Origin of the sequence: Brevibacterium litoralis (assembly GCF_040212315.1) — a bacterium.
Taxonomy (GTDB): domain Bacteria; phylum Actinomycetota; class Actinomycetes; order Actinomycetales; family Brevibacteriaceae; genus Brevibacterium; species Brevibacterium litoralis.
Genome location: NZ_JBDIUY010000004.1, coordinates 99,867 through 121,591 on the forward strand (window position 1 = coordinate 99,867; position 21,725 = coordinate 121,591).

Annotated in this window: 15 protein-coding genes; 8 read left to right on the top strand and 7 right to left on the bottom strand. The window is 66.6% G+C overall.

Annotation, left to right across the window (positions count from 1 at the left end):
- Window positions 1-28 precede the first annotated feature (28 nt).
- Genes AAD496_RS00965 through AAD496_RS00980 form a run of 4 tightly spaced genes read left to right on the top strand, consistent with a single transcriptional unit; the run spans window position 29 to window position 5,688 of the window.
- A complete protein-coding gene (locus AAD496_RS00965) occupies window positions 29-1,552 on the top strand; it encodes a tyrosine-type recombinase/integrase (protein WP_349826750.1) in 1,524 nt (507 codons plus the stop codon).
- Complete coding sequence (locus tag AAD496_RS00970; protein WP_349826751.1) at window positions 1,542-3,305, top strand: hypothetical protein; 1,764 nt, start codon at window positions 1,542-1,544, stop codon at window positions 3,303-3,305. Before AAD496_RS00965 ends, AAD496_RS00970 begins: the two co-directional genes overlap by 11 nt.
- On the top strand, window positions 3,302-5,320 hold the full coding sequence (locus AAD496_RS00975) for a hypothetical protein (RefSeq protein ID WP_349826752.1): 2,019 nt from the start codon (window positions 3,302-3,304) through the stop codon (window positions 5,318-5,320). Before AAD496_RS00970 ends, AAD496_RS00975 begins: the two co-directional genes overlap by 4 nt.
- Complete coding sequence (locus AAD496_RS00980; RefSeq protein ID WP_349826753.1) at window positions 5,317-5,688, top strand: hypothetical protein; 372 nt, start codon at window positions 5,317-5,319, stop codon at window positions 5,686-5,688. The genes AAD496_RS00975 and AAD496_RS00980 overlap by 4 nt, the downstream gene beginning before the upstream one ends.
- Before the next feature lie 266 nt (window positions 5,689-5,954).
- Here the strand turns inward: AAD496_RS00980 and AAD496_RS00985 are convergent, their stop codons facing one another.
- From AAD496_RS00985 to AAD496_RS01000, 4 genes are all read right to left on the bottom strand, one after another.
- Window positions 5,955-6,185, bottom strand: coding sequence for a helix-turn-helix transcriptional regulator (locus AAD496_RS00985; protein ID WP_349826754.1), 231 nt, complete (start codon window positions 6,183-6,185; stop codon window positions 5,955-5,957).
- Window positions 6,185-9,295, bottom strand: coding sequence for a type I restriction endonuclease subunit R (locus AAD496_RS00990; RefSeq protein WP_349826755.1), 3,111 nt, complete (start codon window positions 9,293-9,295; stop codon window positions 6,185-6,187). The genes AAD496_RS00985 and AAD496_RS00990 overlap by 1 nt, the downstream gene beginning before the upstream one ends.
- Window positions 9,292-10,389 carry a restriction endonuclease subunit S gene (locus AAD496_RS00995; protein ID WP_349826756.1) on the bottom strand — a complete coding sequence of 366 codons (1,098 nt, stop codon included), beginning with the start codon at window positions 10,387-10,389 and terminating at the stop codon, window positions 9,292-9,294. The genes AAD496_RS00990 and AAD496_RS00995 overlap by 4 nt, the downstream gene beginning before the upstream one ends.
- Before the next feature lie 92 nt (window positions 10,390-10,481).
- Window positions 10,482-12,443, bottom strand: a complete 1,962-nt coding sequence (locus AAD496_RS01000) for a type I restriction-modification system subunit M (RefSeq protein WP_349826757.1) — start codon at window positions 12,441-12,443, stop codon at window positions 10,482-10,484.
- A 271-nt stretch (window positions 12,444-12,714) separates the two neighbouring features.
- Between AAD496_RS01000 and AAD496_RS01005 the strand changes: the two genes are divergently transcribed.
- A complete protein-coding gene (locus AAD496_RS01005) occupies window positions 12,715-13,764 on the top strand; it encodes a hypothetical protein (RefSeq protein ID WP_349826758.1) in 1,050 nt (349 codons plus the stop codon).
- Between the two features lie 571 nt (window positions 13,765-14,335).
- The gene (locus AAD496_RS01010; protein ID WP_349826759.1) at window positions 14,336-14,677 is read left to right on the top strand and encodes an HNH endonuclease family protein; all 342 of its coding nucleotides are present in this window, start codon (window positions 14,336-14,338) and stop codon (window positions 14,675-14,677) included.
- 24 nt (window positions 14,678-14,701) lie between these two features.
- Here AAD496_RS01010 and AAD496_RS01015 read toward each other — a convergent pair whose 3' ends face one another.
- The 3 genes from AAD496_RS01015 to AAD496_RS01025 form a co-directional block, all read right to left on the bottom strand.
- Window positions 14,702-15,715: a hypothetical protein gene (locus AAD496_RS01015; protein WP_349826760.1), complete on the bottom strand. Its 1,014-nt coding sequence runs from the start codon at window positions 15,713-15,715 to the stop codon at window positions 14,702-14,704.
- An 84-nt stretch (window positions 15,716-15,799) separates the two neighbouring features.
- Window positions 15,800-16,906 carry a hypothetical protein gene (locus AAD496_RS01020; protein ID WP_349826761.1) on the bottom strand — a complete coding sequence of 369 codons (1,107 nt, stop codon included), beginning with the start codon at window positions 16,904-16,906 and terminating at the stop codon, window positions 15,800-15,802.
- A 135-nt stretch (window positions 16,907-17,041) separates the two neighbouring features.
- Complete coding sequence (locus AAD496_RS01025; RefSeq protein ID WP_349826762.1) at window positions 17,042-19,594, bottom strand: LPXTG cell wall anchor domain-containing protein; 2,553 nt, start codon at window positions 19,592-19,594, stop codon at window positions 17,042-17,044.
- Between the two features lie 245 nt (window positions 19,595-19,839).
- Between AAD496_RS01025 and dcd the strand changes: the two genes are divergently transcribed.
- Window positions 19,840-20,496, top strand: a complete 657-nt coding sequence (gene dcd, locus AAD496_RS01030) for a dCTP deaminase (RefSeq protein WP_433913714.1) — start codon at window positions 19,840-19,842, stop codon at window positions 20,494-20,496.
- A complete protein-coding gene (locus AAD496_RS01035; RefSeq protein WP_349826763.1) occupies window positions 20,497-21,612 on the top strand; it encodes a hypothetical protein in 1,116 nt (371 codons plus the stop codon).
- The last annotated feature ends 113 nt before the right edge of the window (window positions 21,613-21,725 follow it).

The window sequence follows — 21,725 nt, forward strand, 5'->3', positions numbered from 1 at the left end:
ACTGTTGGGCTTGTACTAGACTGTAGGTGTGACGGACCAGACAGTATCGACACCCCGGAACCTGGCTCGGGTGCTGGAAGTCAAGCCGAGGGTTCTGTCGGAACTGGTGGACCGGCCAGCCTGGGTGGACGAGGCCCTGGAGTTGGTTCGCGGGCTTCGTCACCGCAGCATTCCGCTGTTCATCCCGGTGACCGCCGATGGCGAGATTCATCGGGCGGTTGTCGAGTGGGCGCGAGGACTTCATTCAGCCCGTACGGCTGCGAGTTACGCCTCCGACGTTTCGGGATTCTTCCGCTTCTTGGGGCCGGGCTCTGATTGGTTATCGGTCGACCGTGCCAGCATTAATGCATATATCAACTGGCGTCTTTATGAAGCGCCGATTCGGCGTAGTGGCGGAATTCAACTTGGAGTTGACCCGACCACGATGGCTCGGAACCTGACGTCCCTGCGGGGCTTGTACGACGTGGCCGTCGGTATGGGGCTGGCTTCGGGCAACCCAGTGCCACGGGGTTCGGTGAACGCGACCTCGGGACGGCTGATCGCGGATGCCAACTGGCTGACGCGGCGGGCATACGAGCGCTGGCGGAGCGAAGGCTTAATGGGACTTGGCTCACCGCGTGAGGACTCGCTGGTGATGCGCGAACGAAATGTTGCCTTCGCAGACTTGGCCTACCATACCGGGATGCGCCGGGCGGAGGCCGCCGGGCTGCTCACAATCGAGGTACCGACAGCTGAGTTCAGCCCGCGTTTGGTTCGCGGCAGGGTGCCCGCTTCGTTGGCAAAGGGGTCACTCGAACGCGGTCGGGTATTCTACCTTGACCGGCGGGTGCTCCAGACGATTGAGGCCTACGTGTCAGGTGCTCGGGAAGTTGAGGTGGCTTTCGGCAAGGCGAGCGGCATCTTTGAGCGCGAGCCCGATCCGCTCATCGTTCGCCGAGTGCAGCGGGCTGGCGGGGTGGTCACACGGGTTTTCGTCGACCGACCTGCGTGTGGTGACAGTACATGGCTCTCCCTCGACAAGGCGACGTGGCAACAGCGGAAGCGGATGTACGCGCTCGACGCCGACGGGATGAGGAATCCGCTCGCGTTGTGGCTGGGACACGGCGGGCGAGCGTTGGCGGACCGGGCCTGGAACGGGATCTTCGAAGAGGCCTCAAAGCGCACTGCTCGCGGAAACGGTTTCAGCCAGGGCGGGTTGCTCATCGAGGACGAGACCCGCATCAAGGTCCATCCTCACATGCTGCGCCACTCGTTCGCGCTCTACGTGTTCGCGCTCGGGGCGCACATGGAGTTGGGCGACGGCTTCGCGCGGCAGTCGTTCAACCGGATGGTGCGTGAGCAGAACATCTGGCTACGGGTGCAGAACCTTCTCGGGCACAGCAGTCTGGAAACGACTCGTAAGTACTACCTCGCACCGGTGATGGCGCTGGAGTGGGACTGGTTCCTGGGGGCGGCGCACGACGCCCCAGCGGCTTTGGACGACGCCCTGTCTGCTGCTTCGACGGGTGACGACCGGGTCATTGATGCCGCAGGGGTCGACGATGCGCGTTGAGGTGGTTGGCGGCACAACTCTCATAGTCACAACGACAGGTCGTCGGTCATCGACGCAGACGCTTGACTTCGGCACGGTGGACGCGGGGCCGGCGCTACAACGGGCGCTGGCGGCGCGCATGGCGGCCCTTGCGGATGTCGACGGCACCTGGGGCAGCCCGCGCACGGTTGTGACCGCGCTGACGGCCCTGCGTTCGCTGTTTCGTGACGCAGGTGTTGTCGGTATCGAGGACCTGACGCCGAGGATGTGGCGTGAGGAACTCCTGCGTCTCTCACAGTCCACGCGTGAAGCACGGGCAGGGCAACTCGGCACGTTCTTCTCTGGCATGGATGGCCTGCCGACAGAGTTCGTACGGGCGGTTGAAGCAACCAGGGTGGTCCGCACCGACCCGGAAGAGGTCGGCGAACAGCTCAGCGACGCCCAGATTGAGATGCTCCGGCAGGTTTGCTTCGACACCATCCGGGATGCGCTCGACCGCGTACGGGCGGGTTGGCAACTCGTCGCACAGTACCGCTCGGGAACGGTCGGCGACCCGACCGACCGGGAGTACGCGGCTGTCCTGGACGAGATTGCCCGCACCGGTGACATCGCTGACCGGTTCCCGTCGGAGCCACACAGGCGGCGGGTCTCTCGGGCTGCCCTCGATCGGATGTATCCAGGCCGGTCGGTCGCGACGACGGCATCGACCATGCCAGCGTTCAGGGCGCTTTACCCGACGACAACTGAGATCGCCGCGTGCGCCTTCGCCTTGGTTGTCACCTGCGGGTGGAACCTGAGCACGGCTCTCAACCTGCTGGTCTCCGACATCACCCGCCTCGACGCGAGGGACGGCTCCGAGCCGGTCCACCTGCGGGTGCGACTCTCCAAGGGGCGGCTCGGCCAGGTCACCGACTGGACCGAGTCGTACTTCGACCGTGGCGCAAGGTCCAAGGCGCGTTTAGTCATGATGGTCCAGGAGTTGACCGAAGGGGCGCGCCAGACACTCGCCGCCGTCGGGCATCCCAACGAGCACCTGCTGGTGTGCCTGACGGGCGCTCTTCAAGGGGGAGCCCAGACCGCGACAGGCTGCCCCCTCCACGCGCTCGCTGACAGCGCCAGCAGCACTGTCATGACCTACCTCGCGAACTGGCGGGATAAACACCCTGAACTGGCGTTCGCGACGCCACGATCGCTGCGACACTATTTCGTGACCAGGGAGCACCCTCAGGGCCACTCTCTCGACATGAACGCCGACTATGTTCTGCGGGACCCGCGCGTTCGAGTGGAGGCTCAACCGGTGATCGCTGCGGGCATCCAAGCGGCGTTCGACGACGTGGTCGCCCGAGTGGTCGCATCGGATGTCGCGAGTCCGGCTGACGCGCCGAAGGCCAGTGGACTGGGTGTACTCGATGAGGTCAACGACGGGCGACGCGACACAGTGGCGGCCGCCTGCCAGGACTTCGACCACTTCCCGGACACGAACGAACCGTGCCGAGCCTCGTTCCTTACTTGCTTCGCGTGCCGCAACGCCGTCGTGCTCAAGCGACACCTCCCCAGGATTCTGGCCCTCCGCGACCACCTCGACCTGCTGCGGACCATGACCGACCCGGCGGTTTGGGCGGGCCGCTTCGCGGTGCACTACGCCCGCGTCTCATCTCTGACTGAGCCGACACGATTCTTCTCGGCCGCCGACATCGACGCTGCCTCGAACGCCGTGACAGACAACGACCGCCAGATTGTGAAGCGCCTGATGGCGCGGGAGTGGGACATATGAGCGAAGCCGCCTTCTCGGACCAGTGGGACCTCGCGCTCGGCACACCCGTAGTGCCCGCTCCCACGGACAATGCGTTCGCCAACCGGGAACGCCGACCAGACTGTGCGGACCTGCCGCCAACGTTGGTCACTGACGACGTCTGGCCCCTTCACCACCTCGTGCACTCCGACCATGGCAACTCGGCGAACGTCCGGTTCGACACCTTCCCCAGCGGCCTCAGGCAGTCGGTCAAGGTCTACTTGTACAACCTTCTCAACACACCACCCCAGCGGCGCACAGCGAGTATGAAGGCGACCCTGCCGTCACCGGGCTCTGTGGGGGTCATGATGAGATCCGTCCGCTATCTGACGGAGTGGATGTCCGATCGAAGGCTGACCTTCCCGCAGATGACCACGGACTCCTGGAACGCCTACGCGGAAGAGGTCGCCAGCAAACGCTGGGTCCGCGCCTACAAGCTCACCACGCTCATCGCGGTCAGTCGACTGTGGGCGCACAACTGCGGCCTTCCCGAGCCCTACTCTTTCTGCTCGCCGCCGTGGTTCGGCACCGACCTCGTCCGGTGGCTCGGACGAGCGCAGCCGACCTCGGACAACCGCACCGAGCCACTCCCCCCGGACCTCATCGCCGACCTGATGCACGCCTCTCTAGCCCTCATCGACGGCTACCTGGACGGGACCGTGACGCTCGGCAGCCGAGGGAACTACTGGAAAGCGGAAGCCCGTCAATGGGCCATCGCGCAGGGCCTCAGCATCCCAGCGGATGGCATCACCCGCGAGCAAGGCGAAGCCTGGAAGACCGCGACCAACTGGGCACCACGGTTCGACAAGGGCGACGTACGAGCGGCTTGCTTCATCGTGCTCTCGTACCTCACCGGGATGCGCCCACAAGAGGTCCTCCACCTCGAACGCGGGTGCCTCACGGTCGGCGAGGAGTCAGACGGGTTCGCAAGCACAGCGACGCGCTACCGCATCAAGGCGCGAACCTTCAAGAACGTCCGAGGCGCCGACGGCAACGCCATCGGAACAGGCCGTGAGCGCATTCAGCCATGGGTGACGATCGCGCCTGCCGCCAAGGCCGTCGAAGCGCTCGAACGATTGAACCCGCAGGCCCGGTACTTGTTCGCCCTCATCCTCACGAACATGGGCATCAACGGGCAGGAACGCCAGCGGCGAGGCGACATCGTGACCGTTACGGTGATGAGGGCGTCCTTCTACCGCCTCATCGCCAAGTGGAACCGCCACGCCGCCCATGACGGACGGCGGGCCATCCGACTCGCAAGCACCGCAAAGACGGTTACACGGCACAACGGACTCGACATCATCGACGCCGACTCCGCGATCCCCATCGCTCCGACACAGTTCCGTCGCACCCTCGCGTGGCACATCGCCAACCAGCCCGGCGGGGAGGTCGCCCTCGGAGTACAGTACGGACACCTCAAGACCGTCATCTCCCTCGGATACGCGGGACGAGCTGAGAGCGGCTTCCCTGACGAGTTGGAACTCGACGCGCTCCTCGGCAACTGGGACCGACTCGACGACCTCGCGAACGAAGTTCAGGACGGCTCCGCCGTGAGCGGCACCGCCGCACCGCGCGTCCGCGAAGCGTTCACCCACTTCGTCGAACGCTTCCAGGGCCACGTCCGGACCGACGCTGAACTCAACCGATTCAAGAGCGCCGGACTACACCTCATCCACGACAACCCGAACGCCCACAACGTCTGCGCCTATAATCCAGCCCTCGCGCTCTGCCATCCCGACCGGCAGCAAGACGACGCGCGGCAAACCCCGGACCTCACGAACTGCCAGCGTGGTTGTCCGAACATCGCGCTTCTCGACACACACGCAGCCGCCAAGGAACGCAATCGGCTCGCCCTCCTCGATGAAGCCGAACATCTTCCCGCGCCCCTTGCTGAACGCAACCGGCTCGTCGCCGCCGACCTTCAACGCGACCTCGACCGCCATCAGGCCGCCCAAGCGAACCAGCACTCCGCTACACGGAACGAGGAACTGTCATGACCAAACGGGGCGATGATGCCGCCGAACGCGATAACCTCATCGCCGCTCTCATCCGGACCCTGTGCGGCGAAGCACGCAGCGGCTCCGGCCGCATCAGCGCCAAGGCCATCGCCGAGGAAGCCGGGCTCGCCCGGACCGCCCTCACACACAAGCACGAAGACATCAACGACCTCATCAGGCTCGTCAAGGCCCTCGACAAGAAGGCACGGGACAACGGCTCCGACGAGGCCTCAAACCTCCGCACCGAGAACGCTGAACTGAAGACACTGGTTGACACCCTCGCCGCCCAGGTAACCCTCGCGACCATGCGCCTCCAGGACCTCAAGCCCACCCAGCCCCGGCTCACCGCAGTGCCGCCAGCCGAGTAGCGCTGACCACCAGGGCCGCGTGCGCGTCGTCTGCCTGCAGCAATGTACGGCGGCCTTAGCTCCTGCACTGCCTGGGCACGATCCAGGTTGTAGTGAACTCACACCCACCCGGAGCGACACCATGATGTGAGCGCGAGGGCCTTCGCACCCGAGCCAGCAACTACCGCATCATCTACACAATCGACAACGGCAGGTTGCTCGTTGCCGTCGTACACCTCGTACCCCGCGAAGACGTCTATGGGCGGTAATCCCCGAAGAGACTCCCATCAATCCCGGGGACCTGCGAGATCCTCCTCGACCCGCAGGCTCAGTCCCAGACTCGCGGCGACCTTCGCAAGCGTCGTCGTGCTCACGTCACGGCCGTTTTCGATTCGCGAGATCGTCACCCGGGAGACACCCGCCTGCTCGGCCAGCGCCTCCTGTGACAAGCACTGTGCCTCGCGGACACGGCGGAGACCCCGGGCGATGTGCACCATCGACTCGCTCTCGGGACTCATCAGCCCTCGTCGCCCTTCACACTGTGGTGCTGGGCGTGCATCGCTTCGGCTGCGATGAGGGCGAACTGCCGGAGCGTCTCCGGGTCGCTCACGGCCTTGCGCATCTCGTCCGAGTCCTCGAAGGCCCGGAACAGCGCATAGTCCACGGCATCGGTGAACTTCGTCGAGCCCTTGAGCTGCTCGACGGTGTTGTTCTTCGCCATGGCAGCCGCTTCCTCGTCGGCGTCGAGGTAACCCCAGAACGCCGTGATGAAGCCCTCGACGCTCGTCGGGTTCGTCTCGACACCCTTGGCCCGGAACATGTCGTTGACCTTCTCGATGGCCTCCTGCAGCGGACCCCGCGGTTTGGCACTCGTGCCCTGGGTCGAACTTGCGAAGTTCGGCAGTTCGATCGAGCGCTCGTCGTCCGTGGGTACCAGGCCGTAATCCTCTTCGACCTTCGCCGGCACGAGCTTCACGCCACCGAGTTGGACGCCCTCCATGTAGCTGTCGTCGTAGCCTTCCGCATCGAGCTTCAGCCGCCGGGCCAGCAGCGACATGACGATCGCGCGCAGACCCAGTTCCTCGTCCTGGAAGTCGACGATCTGGGAGAGGAACTGCCAGGCGTTGCGGTAACTGATCACATCGGACCGGAAGGCCTTGAGCGTCTCGTAGCGGTCCTTGTCGGTCTTGAGCTTCGCCTGGTTCACCTGCTGCTTCCAGGCCCGCACGATCGGGCTCACTGCCTGCTCGACGGCCTCACTGTCCTGATCGGCAAGATACGCCTCGGCGACCTGGCGCAGCTGCGTGTGCGTGTACAGCCCCACGGCGTCCAACCGGTCGGCCAGATCGAACAGGGCGTTCGGGTCGACCTCACCGGCAACGTGGGCACCCTCGTAGTACTGGGCGAAGTCGCGCTGGATCGTCGCTGGTTCATTCACGAAGTCGACGACCATCGGGGCACTCTTGCCCGGGAAGATCCGGTTGAGCCGGGAGAGCGTCTGCACCGTGGCGACCCCCGTGAGGACCTTGTCGACATACATCGCCATGAGGCGCGGTTCGTCGAATCCCGTCTGGAACTTGTTCGCGACGATGAGGACCTTCGCCTCGTCCTCCTCGCGGAAGGCCCGGGCGACATCACTGCGCTCGTTCATGGAGATCTCCGTGACCTCCTCGCCGGCCTCGTTCTTCACCGAACCCGAGAAGGCCACGAGGGTCTCCAGACCCGTGTAGCCACGGTCGGCGATGTAGGCGTTCATCTTCTCCGACCACAGCACGGCGTCCTTGCGGCCTGCGGTGACCACCATGGCCCGGGCCTGGCCCTGCAGGAGGCCTGCGACATTGCGCCGGAAGTGCTCGACGACGACCTGGACCTTCTGTGCGATCGCAGTGGGATGGAGCCGGGTGAAGCGCACGATGTCGGTCACTGCCCGCCGGGTCTCGACCTCGGTGTCCGCGGCTTCGTCGTCGAGCGTGTGCTTGACCCGGACGAACATGTCGTAGGTCGAGTAGTTCGTGAGCACGTCGAGGATGAAGCCCTCCTCGATCGCCTGGGCCATCGAGTAGGTGTCGAAGGCCTCCCAGCGGTCGGTGGCCGCGTCATGGGTGCCGAACAGACGGAGCGTCTTCGCCTTCGGGGTGGCCGTGAGTGCGATGAAGGTGATGTTCGCACTCCGGGCGATCGCAGAGTCGGTCGCCGCGAGCAGATCGTCGGCGCTGATCTCCTCGGTCTCGTCGAGGTCGACATCGGCGAGCAACCTCTTGAGCGCGCGCGCCGAGGAACCCGTCTGCGAGGAGTGGGCCTCGTCGGCGACGATCGCCCAGTTCCGGCCGCGCAGCTCGCTCGTGTCCTCGATGAGCCCCATGACGTGCGGGAAGGTCTGGAGGGTGCACGTGATGATGTGCCCGCCCTCGAGGAGAGCGTCCTTCACCTGTGCGGACTTCGCACCCGTGGCCGTGCCGATGTTCACGACGAGTCCGGCCGAGGACTGGACGAGGTTCATGTCCTCGCGGACGTTCTCGTCGAGCACTGTGCGGTCGGTGACGACGACCACCGAATCGAAGGTCGAGGTCGCAGAATCATCCATGTGCCGGATGAGACGGTGGCTGAGCCACGCGATCGTCTTCGTCTTGCCGGAGCCTGCCGAGTGCTGGACGAGGTACCGGCCGCCGGGCCCCCGGGCCTCGATGTCGGCGACGATGCGCTCGACGGCGCGCAACTGGTGGAAGCGCGGGAAGATGAGCCGGCCTGCGCTCTTCTTTCCCTGCTTGTTCGGCTCGTAGAGCGCGAAGTCCTTGAGGATACGCAGGAACATCGGCCGGGCGAGGATCTCCCGCCACAGGTAGTCCGTGGCTGAGCCTGTGTGTGACACCGGGTTGCCCTGGTGGCCGTCGTCGCCACGGTTGAAGGGCAGGAAGTGGGTGTTCTCGCCCTCCAACTTCGTCGTCATGTAGACGAGCTCGTTGGACACCGCGAAGTGGACGAGGGCGCGTCCCGGTTCGAGGAGCGCCCTGCCGGGACCGGGGATGCGGTCCGCCTTGTACTGCGCGATCGCATGGTTCACCGTCTGCGTGTTGTCGGTCTTGAGTTCGAGGGTCGCGACCGGCAGGCCGTTGGCGCAGAGCACGAGGTCGATGGTGTCGAGCTTCTGGGTGTCGAACCTGACCTGACGCAGCACCCGCAGCCGCACAGCGTCCGACTGCTCGATGACACTCGTGAGGTTCGGGTTCGCCGGTGGGAACGCGACGAGGGGACCGAACCGCGCCGCGGGCCGTCCGACCTGGGAGTAGGGGAGACCCTTGCGCAACAGACCCAACAAACCGCCGGACGGGTGGCCCGTCACCGGGTCCATGCGGGTCGGCTTCTTCCACTCCCGGATGAGGTGGTCCAGGAGCTTCGCCTCGGCGTGCTCCCGTGCACCGTTTGCGAGATCGGCCGGCACGGCCTTCTCGTACTCGTCCGGGTACTGCGTCGCCAGCCAGTGGAGGACATCGCCGGGGATCATGGCACGGGCGACGTCCCAGCCCGCAGCGCCGGGCCTCCCGTCGTCCTCGTAGAGCCAGCCGCGCTCGGCCAGGGCCTCGCAGATGGTCGTCTCGAAGGAGCGTTCCAGCAACGGTTCGGTGGTCATGCGGGGTCCTTCCGGCCGGTGACGACCTCGGTGATGAGCGCCGAACGACGCTCGAGGAGGAGGGCTTTGAGCTCTGCAGTCTTCGCGAGCATTTGGTCGATTTTGGAGATGACGTCGTCGAGGTGGTCGGCGATGCGCCGCTGTTCTCCAGGCGAGCACAACTTGATGGTCAGTGATCCGAGCCGTGCATTGTTGATGATCGGAAGCGTAGTCGTGACTGTATTCGCGAGAAGTTGTTCTTTCTCGGCTGCAAGAGCGTAGTAAAGATACCGACCGTGTACTCCGTCACGCGGAATGGCCGCCGTGACCTGCTGATTCGTGGTAACGGGAGTTTCTGCAAATCCGAGCTTTCCGACGCTCCCGATTCCGCAGACCAGCGTGCTATGGGACGGAACTACCGTCAGTTGATCTAATGCGGCAGCGGTCGGGAACCTCGTCAGAGCAAGTGTCGAATGAAGATCTTCAGGAGTGACCCAGCCGACTGCGCCCTCAGTAGCGAAGTTCTCTTCTCCGCTTCCGCCGCTGGGTGTAGACCCGGTAGTTAGGGTTGCCAGCCACTGCAGCGGGCGTGTTTCTTTCGCCCGATTGATGCCAGCAATAGACGCGATTACGGTGGTCCGGCGAATCTCCAGCGTCTTCGTCAGCTCGTCCAGCTTCGCCACCATCGCGTCGATCTCGCCCGTCTCGCGGTCGAGGTAGTCGGCGATGCGCTTCTGGATTTCGAGTGATGGCATCGGGATGGGGAGGTCGATCAGCTCGGCGTAGCCAAGGTTTTGCCGCACCCCGGCCCCCATCTCGTAGTACGCCTTTTGGATGTCGTAGGCCCGCAGGACGGCCGCGATGAAGCGCGGATCGGCCTTTGTCGTATCGGGCCGCACGGTGATGTACGCGGAAGTGATGAGTCCCCGCTCCAATGCCTGTCCGACCCGGATCGACTTCTTATCGTTCTGCAAGTCGGTCATACGGAGCACGACGTCGCCCTCTTCGACGATGTTGTAGGTCTCGTATGACTCCGGACGCAGGCCGCCGATGACGTTTATCGCTTTGCGAATGACACGACCGTAGGAAAGCGACAGCAGGTTGGTCTCGACCATGCCGATGTTCTTATTGACGACGCGAGGCGCGACAGACCATAGCGGTGCTAAATTCCACTCAGTTGGGCCAAGGTGCGCTGCAAGATCCATCCTCATGCCTCACGCACCCCCTCGAACATACTCGTCAGGTCACTCATGAGCCGCGCAACGTCCACGTCGATCTCCTCGAGCGGGCGAGGCTCCTCGGGCGTGTAGAAGATCCGTGTGAAGGGAATCTCGTTGCCGGCCTTCGCCTTCGAGACATCCCAGGTCGCGCCCTCGGCGAAGGGCAGCACCTCTTGCTTCATGTGCGTGGTGAGGTCTTCGCTCTCCGGGACCCGCTCGGTGATCTTCCATCCGTCGAGGAGCACCGGATTCCCCTTCCGGTCCACCGCCAGGGGAGCGTCCGGATCCTCGACACCCAGCGCCTCTGTTACTGCGTCGATCAACCCCAAGGGTGCCTTGAGTCCGGCGTTCTTGCACCGCTGCTTGAAGGCGTCTGGGATGCTGTTCCACACGAACCCGTCGAAGCTCTTTACGACCTTCTCGTGCTCAGCCGTATACGCACCGTGCTCGGCGATCTGTGCGAGCGCCTCGTCGGTGACGACGGTCCCCAGCCTCGCCTGCTTGTAGACCGGCACGTCGCGGAACATGAAGTCCGCGGGCTTCATCACGCGCGAGATCGCCGGATCCGCGTCCTCGAAGGCCTTGTAGGCCGCATGGACAATCGAGCGCTTGTCCTCGGTCATCTCCCGGCGCTTGTCACCCATGCCCTTGCGCATCGGTGACCACTGCCCCGAGGCGTCGATGAGCTGGATCTTGCCCTGACGCTCGGGCTCCTTGTTCGTGTCGAGCACCCACACGTAGGTCGCGATGCCGGTGCCGTAGAACATCTGGGTCGGCAGCGCGACGATCGCGTCGATGAGGTCCTCGTCGAAGAGCCACTGACGGATCGCGTTCGGACCCTTGTCGCTGGAGAACAGGGGCGAGGCGTTCGAGACGACCGCCGCCCGGCCGCCGTGGCCGGACCTACCGGCGGGCGCGAGCTTCGAGGCGCAGTGGGCGAGGAAGAGCATCTGGCCATCCCCCTTGGCCGGCAGCCCGTGCGAGAAGCGCGAGCCCGGGACCTTCGACTGCTCGAGGACGTCCTTGTGCTGCACGCTCCAGTCCGTACCGAAGGGCGGGTTGGAGAGCACGTAGTCGAACTGCCGGTCGGCGTACTCGTCGCGCACGAGCGTGTCGCCCAGGCGGATCGCATCGGGCAGGCCTCCCTGGATGAGGAGGTCGCCCTTGCCCAGGGCGTACGCATTGGGCATGAGCTCCTGACCGAAGAGGTTGACCTCGATGTCCGGGTTGAGCTCCGCGAGGTGGTCCTGGGCGACGAGCAGCATGCCGCCGGAGCCTGCCGTGGGGTCGTAGATCGAACGGGTCGTGTTGCGTCCGGCCAGCGAGTCCTCGTCGGAGGCGAAGAGGATGTCGACCATGAGACGGATGGCATCACGCGGGGTGTAGAAGCCACCGGCGGCCTTGCCCTTCTTGTCGAAGGCCCGGTACATGACGTTCTCGAAGAGGTCACCCATCGCGGTGTTCGGCATCGCAGCAGGGGAGAGGTCCAAGCCTGCGAAGTGTCGGATCACGGCGTGGAGCCTGTTCGCCTCGGCGAGCTTCGCCGTCAAGCGCTGGAATTCGAAGGAGGACCAGATGTCGGCGATGTTGTGCGAGAAGCCCGCGACATAGGACTCCAGCGAGGCCTGCACGTTGTCGTCCGTCGAGGCGATGGTCGCCAGACTCAAGGGCGAGGTGTTGTAGAAACTCAGTCCGAAGCGACGCTTGACCTCGGCATCGATGAACCGGGTGGGTGTGTCCTTCGCGACGAGATCCTCGACGAGAGGCACGACGTCGTCCTTGGTCTCGGCGAGCAGGCACTCGAGCCGCCGCAGCACGGTGAAGGGGAGGATGTAATCGCCGTACTCGGTCTCCTCGACGACGCTGCGGAGGAACTTGTCGGCGGTGGCCCAGACGACGCTCGCAGCAGTGGCGGCGCGCTGTTTCTGGGCGGGGGTACTCGGGGTCATACAGTGCCTCTTCGCAGTTCGTGTCGGGTCGCGGGCTGTAACAGGAATGCTACAAGGGATTCGGGCGAGAAGAAGGGCCTGCACGTGTTGGAGGCTTTGCCTTTTGCAGAGAACATCGGGGAGGCCTCGCTCGAGCGATGATCGAGTCATGGGAAAGACTTCACGCAGGCCGTCTCGACGTGATCGGCATAGAGCTCGACAGGACACGGGTGGGGGCATCACTGTCACGGTCGGGGTGACTCCTCGGCACAAGGACAGCGGACAACCGGACTTGGAAAGTGAGATCCGCCTGTTGAGAAGCTCGCTCCTGTACGCGGACAAGATTGAGCTGGTTGCGCCCAGCGCGGCCTGGATGACGGACTTTAGGCCATTACGGGAGGTCGATCCGGACGATGTCTGGAAGACCGTCATCGGTCTTCCAGATGTGACATTGCAGCGCATCGGACATGACGGCGTTCCGCCTCGTTTGTTCCGCCAGATGATGAAGGAGATGGGGCAACGTCCACTCGCTGATCCGGACCGGGCTGAGGCTGAGCGACTGTGGAAAGACGCCATCCCCGATATGAAGCGTCAGGCGGACGAGGTCTTTGACTCTGTGGAGTCGGAAGAACTCGACATGGCTCTCGACGCAGGCGCGGTCCAATTGGTCAGTGAAGGAACCCGCTTCGAGGACCCGCCTGATCAGCAGATTGCGTGGTTCCGCGACCGTATCGTGGCGGCGTTCAACGACCCCGACCGCCATGTGTTGCTCGACGAGCTGACGACCTGTCAGCTCCGAGATTCGGGATACGACGTGTCGGAAATGTCGAGGGTCGCCGATCGTCGGGCTCGGCAGGTGTCGGTGGGCACAGGGCTGATGCAGCGTCTGGAGACCTTCCCCGATGCTCCGATGAGTCTCGTCCTCGAGGCACGCGAGGAACTCGCTGACGGTAGGCGGACATACCGGAAAGCGGCGCGGAATCTAACTGCCAAGATCCAGTCGTCAGCGCTGGACCCTACCTTATCGAGTGATATCGCGGAACTATGGTTCGACGAAGTGGACCCCGCTCTCAGGGAACTGCGGAAGTCGACGTCGACTACGCACCTTGCCTGGGAGACCGGAAAGCGATTGCTCACCGAGGGGTTCGGAATCCCTACCCTTCTGGTAGGGGTTCTCAACTTCCCAGAGGTCGCCGACCATTTGCCTTCGGAGGCGGGTATCGCTGCAGGAGCCGTACGTGTTGCTTCGGCCGGGGCTCGGAAGGCCATCGAAGCTCAGGCCGCGAGGCGGAAGCATGATCTCGTGTACCTACTTGATGTAGAGAAGAAGCTGAAATGGTAACAATGCGCACGGTTCAGCGGCCGGGGAACCGCCTGAGCAGGGCCTCCTCGACGAGGCGGTACTCAGTGCACGGGAACGGGACTGGTTGATTGTTCGCATCGAGACATGTCACGCACACCCTGTCGACAACGACCTCGGAGTGGACGAGGGTGCTCTCGTTCACCGTCTGATGCTCATGGACCTCAGGTCGTGGACATGGCGCGCCGTAACTGGCGGGGCATAAATCAGGCACATCACGCGGAGCGTGGAGTTCGACGACGACATTGAGAACTTCGAGAAGATGCGCACCAGCTTCAAATGGGTCCGCGCGCAGGCGTGCCCTGGTATAGGTGAGGTAGTCCAACAGTGGGTTCATTCACTCATGATCGCTGGGAATGACCACCCAGGACCACCGTTCATCTGGGAATCGGTTCGGCGGCGCGGCTTTCGACGACCTCGCCTTCCTGGAGTCGCGCGCACTGACCCGGCCTACAGGAGCGCCCGGTAGTGCCCTGCGTTGCTCACCGGCACCTTGTTGCTTCAACCCACCCGAGCGAACACCTAACACTTCCATGGCGCCTATATAATCGCGATGTCGAACGCCTGGCAGACGGGCGCCCAGGCGCTCGCGGAGGAGGAACGGGTGGCCTTCGCCAACGACCCGCTCAACCTGCTCGCCGTCGACGGCCCGGCCAATCAACAGAAGGGCGCCGGGGACGCGGCGACCTGGTTGCCTGCGAACAGGGCGTTCCGCTGCGAGTACGTGGCCCGGCAGGTGGCGGTCAAACACGCCTACGACCTGTGGGTGACCCCTCCGGAGCACGCGGCGATCGAGCGGATCCTCACCGACTGCCCGGCGACGGGACCGGAGGACGGCGGGACCGTCGCCGCGGATCCCTGGCCGGACACCGGCGAAGGGGACCTGGCCGACTGAGAGGGAGGGCGCCTCGGCGGCGGTTCAGTGGGAGGCGGTGAGGTTGTGCCCGGCGCGGGTGGGGACGATCCGGACCTCGTCCCCGTCGACGACGACCGTCGCGGTGATCGCGAGGCTGACGGTCTCCTGGATGTCGGACACGTGGGCGGTGACGGCATCACGCTGGCGCATCGACACCGTCCAGTCCACACGGGTGGGGGAGGTCCGCAGGGTGTCGCCGCTCGTCTCCAGGGAGATGTCCGGGTACTCGTCGAGGGTCCAGGTGACGTCACCGAGCACGGTGTTGTCCGTCTCGTACCCGACCAGGCACCCGGTGGGCATGAGGACGGTCTGCTCGGCGCAGGAGTCGAGGTGGGCGTCGAACACCCGTTGGACCTCCTCCTCGAGGGCGGCCGTCGGCTCCGCGGTGAGGGACACCGCGGTCTGCGCCGTGGGGTCCGTGAGGTCCTTCTGGACCGAGTCCGCGCGGAACCACGTGTCCGAGGACCCGAGGGAGTACCCGGCGGGCACGAACACGGGCACCTGCCCGGTCGGGACGGTCACCCCGTTGATCTCGACGCTCGAGGACCCCTCGACGGACACGTCGAGCACGGGCCAGGTGTCCTGGTGGATGCGCCAGGCGTCCCACAGTCCGGCGGTGGACGGTGCCCGCACGAGGTCGAAGGTGATCTCCCGGGTCGAGTCACCGAGCGTGTACCGCACGGTCGCGGTGGCGGTGTCCTCGGCGACCTCGGTGTCGAGGACCCGGACGTCGCGCGGCAGGGCCGGGGCGTCGGCCAGGGTCTGGTCGGTGAGGGTGGCCGACCGGACCGAGGGCGTCTGCAGGTGTCCGAGGGCCCGTCCGGCATCGGCCTCCCCGAGGGCCCGCAGGTAGGAGGCGACGGTGGCGCCGGGTGAGTAGGCGACCAGATTGGTCAGCGGCACGCTCGCGACGCCGAGCACGAGGACGAGCATCGCGGCGACGAGCAGCGTGCGGGGGGACGCGGGGCCCGACCGGCGGGAGCGCCGCGCCGCGCACGGAGGTTCGTCGCTGCTCATGGGGCCATTCAACCAGGGAACCGTTGATCGGGGCGTCCGGGCCGTCACGTGTCAGGCCGACGTGTCGGACGAATGTGGCAGGACTCAGTCCGTCGGGTCCTCGACGGAGTAGGCGTGCATCCGCGTGGTGTCGACCTCGACCCACAGGCGGGTCCCGACGGTGACCCCCATGAGCTGGGTGGGAGCCTCGACGCCGAGGGCGGGGTGGAGGACGGGGTCGGTGGCCATGGTGGCCGGCCGGAAGTCGAGCCAGTCGACGGAGAGGGCCAGGCCCACCTCGGTGTCGGCCGGGGAGAGCGTCAGTTGGAGGAGATCGCCCTTCTCGCGGACAGCGACGACGACGGCCTCGAACACCGTCGCACCCTCGCTGAACACGGGGTCGAACTCGTCGCGGGACAGGGTGGCGGCGGCCGTCGGGATCGTCACGTAGACCTTCCCGTCCAGCTCCGTGCGGGCCCGCACCTGGGAGTGGCCGATCGACAGCCAGCCGCCCCGGGCGAGACCCGAGAACACGTTGACACCGGTGAATCCGGCGGCCAGGTTGCTGCGCGGTTCGGCCAGGTGCTCGGCCAGGGGCCCGCGCTGGGCCACCTGGTCCATCTCGAGGACGACGAGGTCACCACCGAAGAGCGCGGCGTCCTGCACGTGGGTGGTCGCGAGCACGAGGCCGAGTCCGTACTCGTCGAGCGTGGCGAGCACGGTCCGGCGTGCCGAGGTGCGGGCGCCGGCGGACAGGCCGGAGAAGGGGTCGTCGAGGACGAGGGTGGTGGGCTGCAGCGTGTGGGAGTGGTCTCCCGGGCGGGTCAGCCGCCCGAGGGCCAGCGTGAGGCGCAGGGCGAGGGTCTGGTCGGCGGTCAGGTCCCGCAGGCGGGTACGGGCAAGATGGTCGAGGGCGAGCCCCGAGCGCCGCGCGAGTGTGGCGGTACGGGTCCCGGCGGCCAGGTCCGCCTTGCCGAGGCCGAGTTCGGAACGCAGGTGGGCGGCGACGCGACGTCGACCGTGGACGGAGAGGTCCGGCATGACGAGGGCGCAAGCGTCCTGGGCGCAGTGGGTGATCGCCGCGGTGACCTCGCTGCTGCCACCCATGATGACGAGGCGGTCCCCGGGCCCGACGGGCCGGGTGGACAGCGGGGTGCCGGTGAGGCGGAAGGACGGGGCGTCGATCCCGGGGGAGGTGGCTGGCGCGTTCACAGCAGACGATTCTATTCCCCGCCGGACCGCACACACGACCGCCCCGCACACACTCCCCGAACACACGACGGGAGGCCGTCGGACGCCGCTTGCCCTCGGCGTCCGACGGCCTCCCGTCGAGATCGGGGTGGAGGATCAGTAGGTGGTGGGATCCTCCTCGAGGCGGGTCCGCCGGCGGGTGACGACCACGGCGGCCGCACCGATGGCCAGCAGGCCCGCACCGAGTGCGAGGCCGGTGACCTCGGAACCGGTGCGCGGCAGCGCGTCCGAGGCGCCCTGCTCGTCCACGGACTCCACCGTGCCGGTCTCGGTCGCCGAGCTGTTGGTCGTGACCGTGAAGGAACCGGAACCGGACTCCTCGGACTCCGCCGTCGACACCGATACCTCGTACTGGCCGAGGACCGGTGCGGTCTGTGCGTAGACGGAGAAGGCGGTACGGCCCTGCTCGTCGGCGGTCTGGGTCGAGGTGTACTGCTCGACCTGGCCGTCCGTGTGCTCGACGGTGAGGGTGACGTCCTCGCCGGGCTGGGCACCAACGACGGAGATGATGACGCCCTTGTCCTGATCGGCGAAGTCCTCCGAGGAGATCTCGACCGGCGACACGTCGACCGCGAAGTCGACGGCGGCGGTCTCGGTCTCCTCCGCGGGCGCCTCCTCGGCGGCCGCGGCGACCGTGACCGACTGGCTGGCGACGACCGCGCCGGACTCACCGTCGACGAACGTGAAGGTGTGGTCACCAGCCGGTGCGTCGGCGGGGATCGTCACCGTGACGGAGGTGGATCCGTCCTGGGCGACCGTGTAGTCACCGACGTCGACCGGGTCGGAGTTGAGGAACACGTCACCGCTGGAGCCGGGCTCCAGGTCGGTCGCCCGGAGGGTGACGGGCTGGCCGGGCTCGACCTCGCCGTCCTCGTCGTCCATGCCGATGGGCGCGGGCTCCGCCGGCTCCTCGGTCTCCTCCTCGGTGGGCTCGGGCTCCGGGGTCGGCTCCGGTTCGGGCTCCGGCTCCGTGGTTTCCTCGGGAGTGGGTTCCGGCTTCGGCTCGGCCTTCTCGGTCTCCTCCGGTGCCGGTTCCTCGGTCTTCTCCTCGGTGGGAGTGGGTTCCGGCTTCGGTTCTTCCGTCTTCTCCGGCTTCGGCTCGGGCTTCGATTCCGGCTTCGCCTCGACCTCGACGGTCTGCTCGGCGACGACGTCGCCGGACTCGCCGTCGACGAAGGTGAGCGCGAACTCGCCGGGCTCCACGTCCTGCGGGATCGTCACGGTGAGGGCGACGGTGCCGTCCTTCTTCACCGTGTACTCGCCGAGGGAGAGCGGCTCGACCGCGTCGGTCTCGTCCTGCTCGGCGCCGTCCGGGGTCGCGGCCGCGGGGCCGCCGTTCTCGGTCGCCTCGGTCGTCTCGGCCTCGTCGGTGTCCTCGGAGGCGGCGTCCTTCTCGGCGTCCTCCGTCTGCTCGGAGTCTTCCGCCGGCTCTGCTTCGTCGGCTTCGGCGGACTCGTCGACCGACAGGAACACGTCACCGGTGGAACCGGGCGTGAGGTCGGCGGCGGAGAGCGTGACCTCCTGGCCGGGGCGCAGCGTGCCGTCCTCGTCGTCGACCTCGAGGGCGACGGGCTCGACGGGCTCGGGCTCCGCGGTCTCGGTGGGCTCCGGCTTCTCCTCCGGGGCCGAGGTGGTGTTCGTCGGTTCCGGGGAGGGCTCGGTGGGCTCCGGGGTCGGGACGATGGTCTTCTTCGGAGTGGGTTCCGGCTCCTGCGTGGGTTCCGGCTCGGGTGCCTTCGTCTTCTCCGGTGCCGGCTCCTCGGTCTTCTCCTCGGTGGGCTTCGGCTCCGGCTTCTGCGTCTCCGTCGGTTCCGGCTCCGGCTTCTGCGTCTCCGTCGGTTCCGGCTCCGGCTTCTGCGTCTCCGTCGGTTCCGGCTCCTCGGTCGGTTCCGGCGTCGGCTCTGCCGTCTCCGTCGGTTCCGGCTTCTGCGTCTCCGTCGGTTCCGGCTTCTGCGTCTCCGTCGGTTCCGGCGTCGGCTCTGCCGTCTCCGTCGGTTCCGGCTCCTCGGTCGGCTCCGCCGTCTCCGTGGGCTCTGCCGTCTCCGTCGGTTCCGGCTCCTCGGTCGGCTCCGCCGTCTCCTCCGGCGCGGTGTTCTTCTGCGGCTCGAAGGGCGGTGCCACCTCGTCCGTCTCGGTGACGACCTCGAAGGTGACGATCGAGGAGTCCTCACCGGTCTCGTCGTCGGTGAGGAAGAGTTCGTAGGTGCCCAGCGGCACCTTCGCCCCACCGGACACGGTGAAGAAGTACATCCCGTTGACCTCGCCCTCCGCGTTGACGGAGAGGGGTTCGGGCGCCTCGTACGGGGTGCCGTCGGTGCCGATCACGGTGACGGTCGCGGTGGCGCCGGGGGTCAGGCCGGTGCCCTGGAAGCGGATGCCGGCCTCGGGGTCGGCGATCTCCGCCTGGCTGATCTCGGAGACGAAGACCTTCGCCTCGGAGGGGGCGCTCTTCTCGGTGGATTCCCCACCCTGCGCATCGGCCTCGGAGCCGTCGGTGGTCCCGGAATCGGAACCCTCGGTGGACTCGTCCGTGGAATTCGCGGGGTCGTCGGCGGGTGCAGAGGTGTTCGCGACGGCGGGCATGGCGATGCCACCGGTCACGAGCGCGGCCACTGCGGGGGCAAGAACAAGACTCTTGGAAGTCTTCACAGTCGGGCCTTTCGGTGTGTGGTCAGCACGCACCAGGCCGAGAGTCCCGGCTCTCCTAAGGCTTTAGGGGAAGGCACCATCGGCGCGGGCGTATGTCGGGCCCCACTCTAAGCCATGAACACAGCGGAATCCCAAGGAATTTTGTCGTTTCTCGGCGTGTCGGGCTGAAATCCCTCGTGACTTGCTGTAAACGACACGCGTGTAATTCGGGTTCCCATGCGGCTCCGGCGGTAGGATCGACCTCCGTGAGCCTGCTTTCCGACGTCGACATCCGCGCCCGCCTGATCCCCACCGCCGAGGGGTCCGTGCCCGGCGCAGGGCCCATCGTGCTCTGCCCCTGCGATCCCGGCCTCGTGCAGCCCTCGAGCGTGGACGTGCGGCTCGACCGCTTCTTCCGCCTCTTCGACAACCACAAGTACTCCTTCATCGATCCTGCCACGGAGCAGTCCGAGCTCACGCACCTGGTCGAGGTCGACCCGGACGAGGCCTTCGTGCTCCACCCCGGCGAGTTCGTGCTCGGGGCGACGCTGGAGGAGGTCACCCTGCCGGCGGACATCGCCGCCCGCCTGGAGGGCAAGAGCTCGCTCGGCCGGCTCGGGCTCCTCACCCACTCGACCGCCGGTTTCGTCGATCCCGGTTTCACCGGTCACATCACCCTGGAGCTGTCGAACGTCGCGACCCTGCCCATCAAGCTGTGGCCGGGCATGAAGATCGGCCAGCTGTGCTTCTTCGAGCTCAGCTCGGAGGCCGCCGCCCCCTACGGCTCCGACCCGCGCACCGTGAACCGTTACCAGGGCCAGCGCGGCCCCACCCCCTCGCGGTCCCACCTGAACTTCCGCAAGGGCATGCCGGACGATCCGGCCGGGGCGTGGGAGCTCTCCACACGTGAGGACGAGGCCTGAGTGCCCGGTCGGCACGACTCCCGTGATCCCCGCAGCGCCGCGGTGCTGCGGGAACGCCACCTGCTCCTGCTGAATGCGGAGGTCGAGGCGAGCGACGTCATCGCGCTCGTGACCAACCGTCTGCCGGACCTGCCCGACCCCCAGGTGCTCCACGAGGCCGAGCACGTCGGTGACGGCCTCTGGGTCCCCGAGGTCCGCCAGTGGCGGCTCTCCCGTCACTCGACCCTGGAAGGCCCCTTCGACCTCGACCGGACGACGGTCCGGGAGCTGGGCCTCGGCGACGACATCTCCGGCGTCTACTCCCTGTCGGCCCCGCACGACCGGGAGCCGGGCCCACCTCCGCCCTGGCTCGTCGACCCCGATCTCCTCCACCTCTTCTATCCCGGCGGGATGCCCAATCGGGACGAGGGGCGGCAGATCGCCCTGCTCATCGCGCTCGCCCGCCGTCTCCACACCGGTGTGCGGTTCGCGGACGAACCGCTGTACCCCGACGGCGCCCCACCGTCTCCCCGCAGGCGCGGCCGCCACGCCGCCCCTGATCCCGTGGAGAGCGGCACGGCAGGTGCCGAGGGACAGGGCGCCTCGGCGGCGGACGAGATCCCCCTGCGGATCCTCGTGCCGGATCCCGGGGCCCGGATCGACCTCTACGTGTACTCGCCGCTGTGGATCGCGCCGGACGTCCTGTACGACCGGCTGCACCGGGTCTCCGCGGCCGTCACCTTCCCGCAGGCGGCCCTCGACGCGCTCGACGCCGGCGCCGAACTCGACGGGTACGCGATCGACCTGCCGCTCACCGCCCTCGGGCCCCGCGCCGGGGCCCTGGAGGTCCGCGTCATGGAGGAGACGGCACTGCCGCCCATCGTGCGTCGGCTGCTGCCGCCGGCCCCGGGTACCGATGCCGCCGAGGCGCCCTCCCGTGTCGTCTACCACGTGCACTGGTCCGACGCTGAGGACGCCCGGTACCGGTCCGATCCCGATGCCGAGTTCCGCCGGTTGCGGCTGGCCGCGGCGGTCCGCCTGGAGAAGGTCGCGGCCGCCGTGCTCGCGGCCAGCGGTGGGATGGTGCTCGACGAGGACGGGTTCCTCGTCTCCCCCGGGCAGCTGCCGGAGGTGTGAGCGACCTCCGCCCGGGTGGGTCATCCGTCCGGCCTGTGACCTGCGGTTCTCCGGGCGAAACAGGACCGGGATCGGGGCCACCGTGGAATAATGGTCACTCATACCCAGGGCGA

Coding starts and splice junctions, on each gene's coding strand:
- AAD496_RS00970 (WP_349826751.1), top strand. CDS start 1,542: ATGCGCGTTGAGGTGGTTGGCGGCACAACTCTCATAGTCACAACGACA.
- AAD496_RS00975 (WP_349826752.1), top strand. CDS start 3,302: ATGAGCGAAGCCGCCTTCTCGGACCAGTGGGACCTCGCGCTCGGCACA.
- AAD496_RS00980 (WP_349826753.1), top strand. CDS start 5,317: ATGACCAAACGGGGCGATGATGCCGCCGAACGCGATAACCTCATCGCC.
- AAD496_RS00985 (WP_349826754.1), bottom strand. CDS start 6,185: ATGAGTCCCGAGAGCGAGTCGATGGTGCACATCGCCCGGGGTCTCCGC.
- AAD496_RS00990 (WP_349826755.1), bottom strand. CDS start 9,295: ATGACCACCGAACCGTTGCTGGAACGCTCCTTCGAGACGACCATCTGC.
- AAD496_RS00995 (WP_349826756.1), bottom strand. CDS start 10,389: ATGGTCGAGACCAACCTGCTGTCGCTTTCCTACGGTCGTGTCATTCGC.
- AAD496_RS01000 (WP_349826757.1), bottom strand. CDS start 12,443: ATGACCCCGAGTACCCCCGCCCAGAAACAGCGCGCCGCCACTGCTGCG.
- AAD496_RS01010 (WP_349826759.1), top strand. CDS start 14,336: ATGTCGAACGCCTGGCAGACGGGCGCCCAGGCGCTCGCGGAGGAGGAA.
- AAD496_RS01015 (WP_349826760.1), bottom strand. CDS start 15,715: ATGAGCAGCGACGAACCTCCGTGCGCGGCGCGGCGCTCCCGCCGGTCG.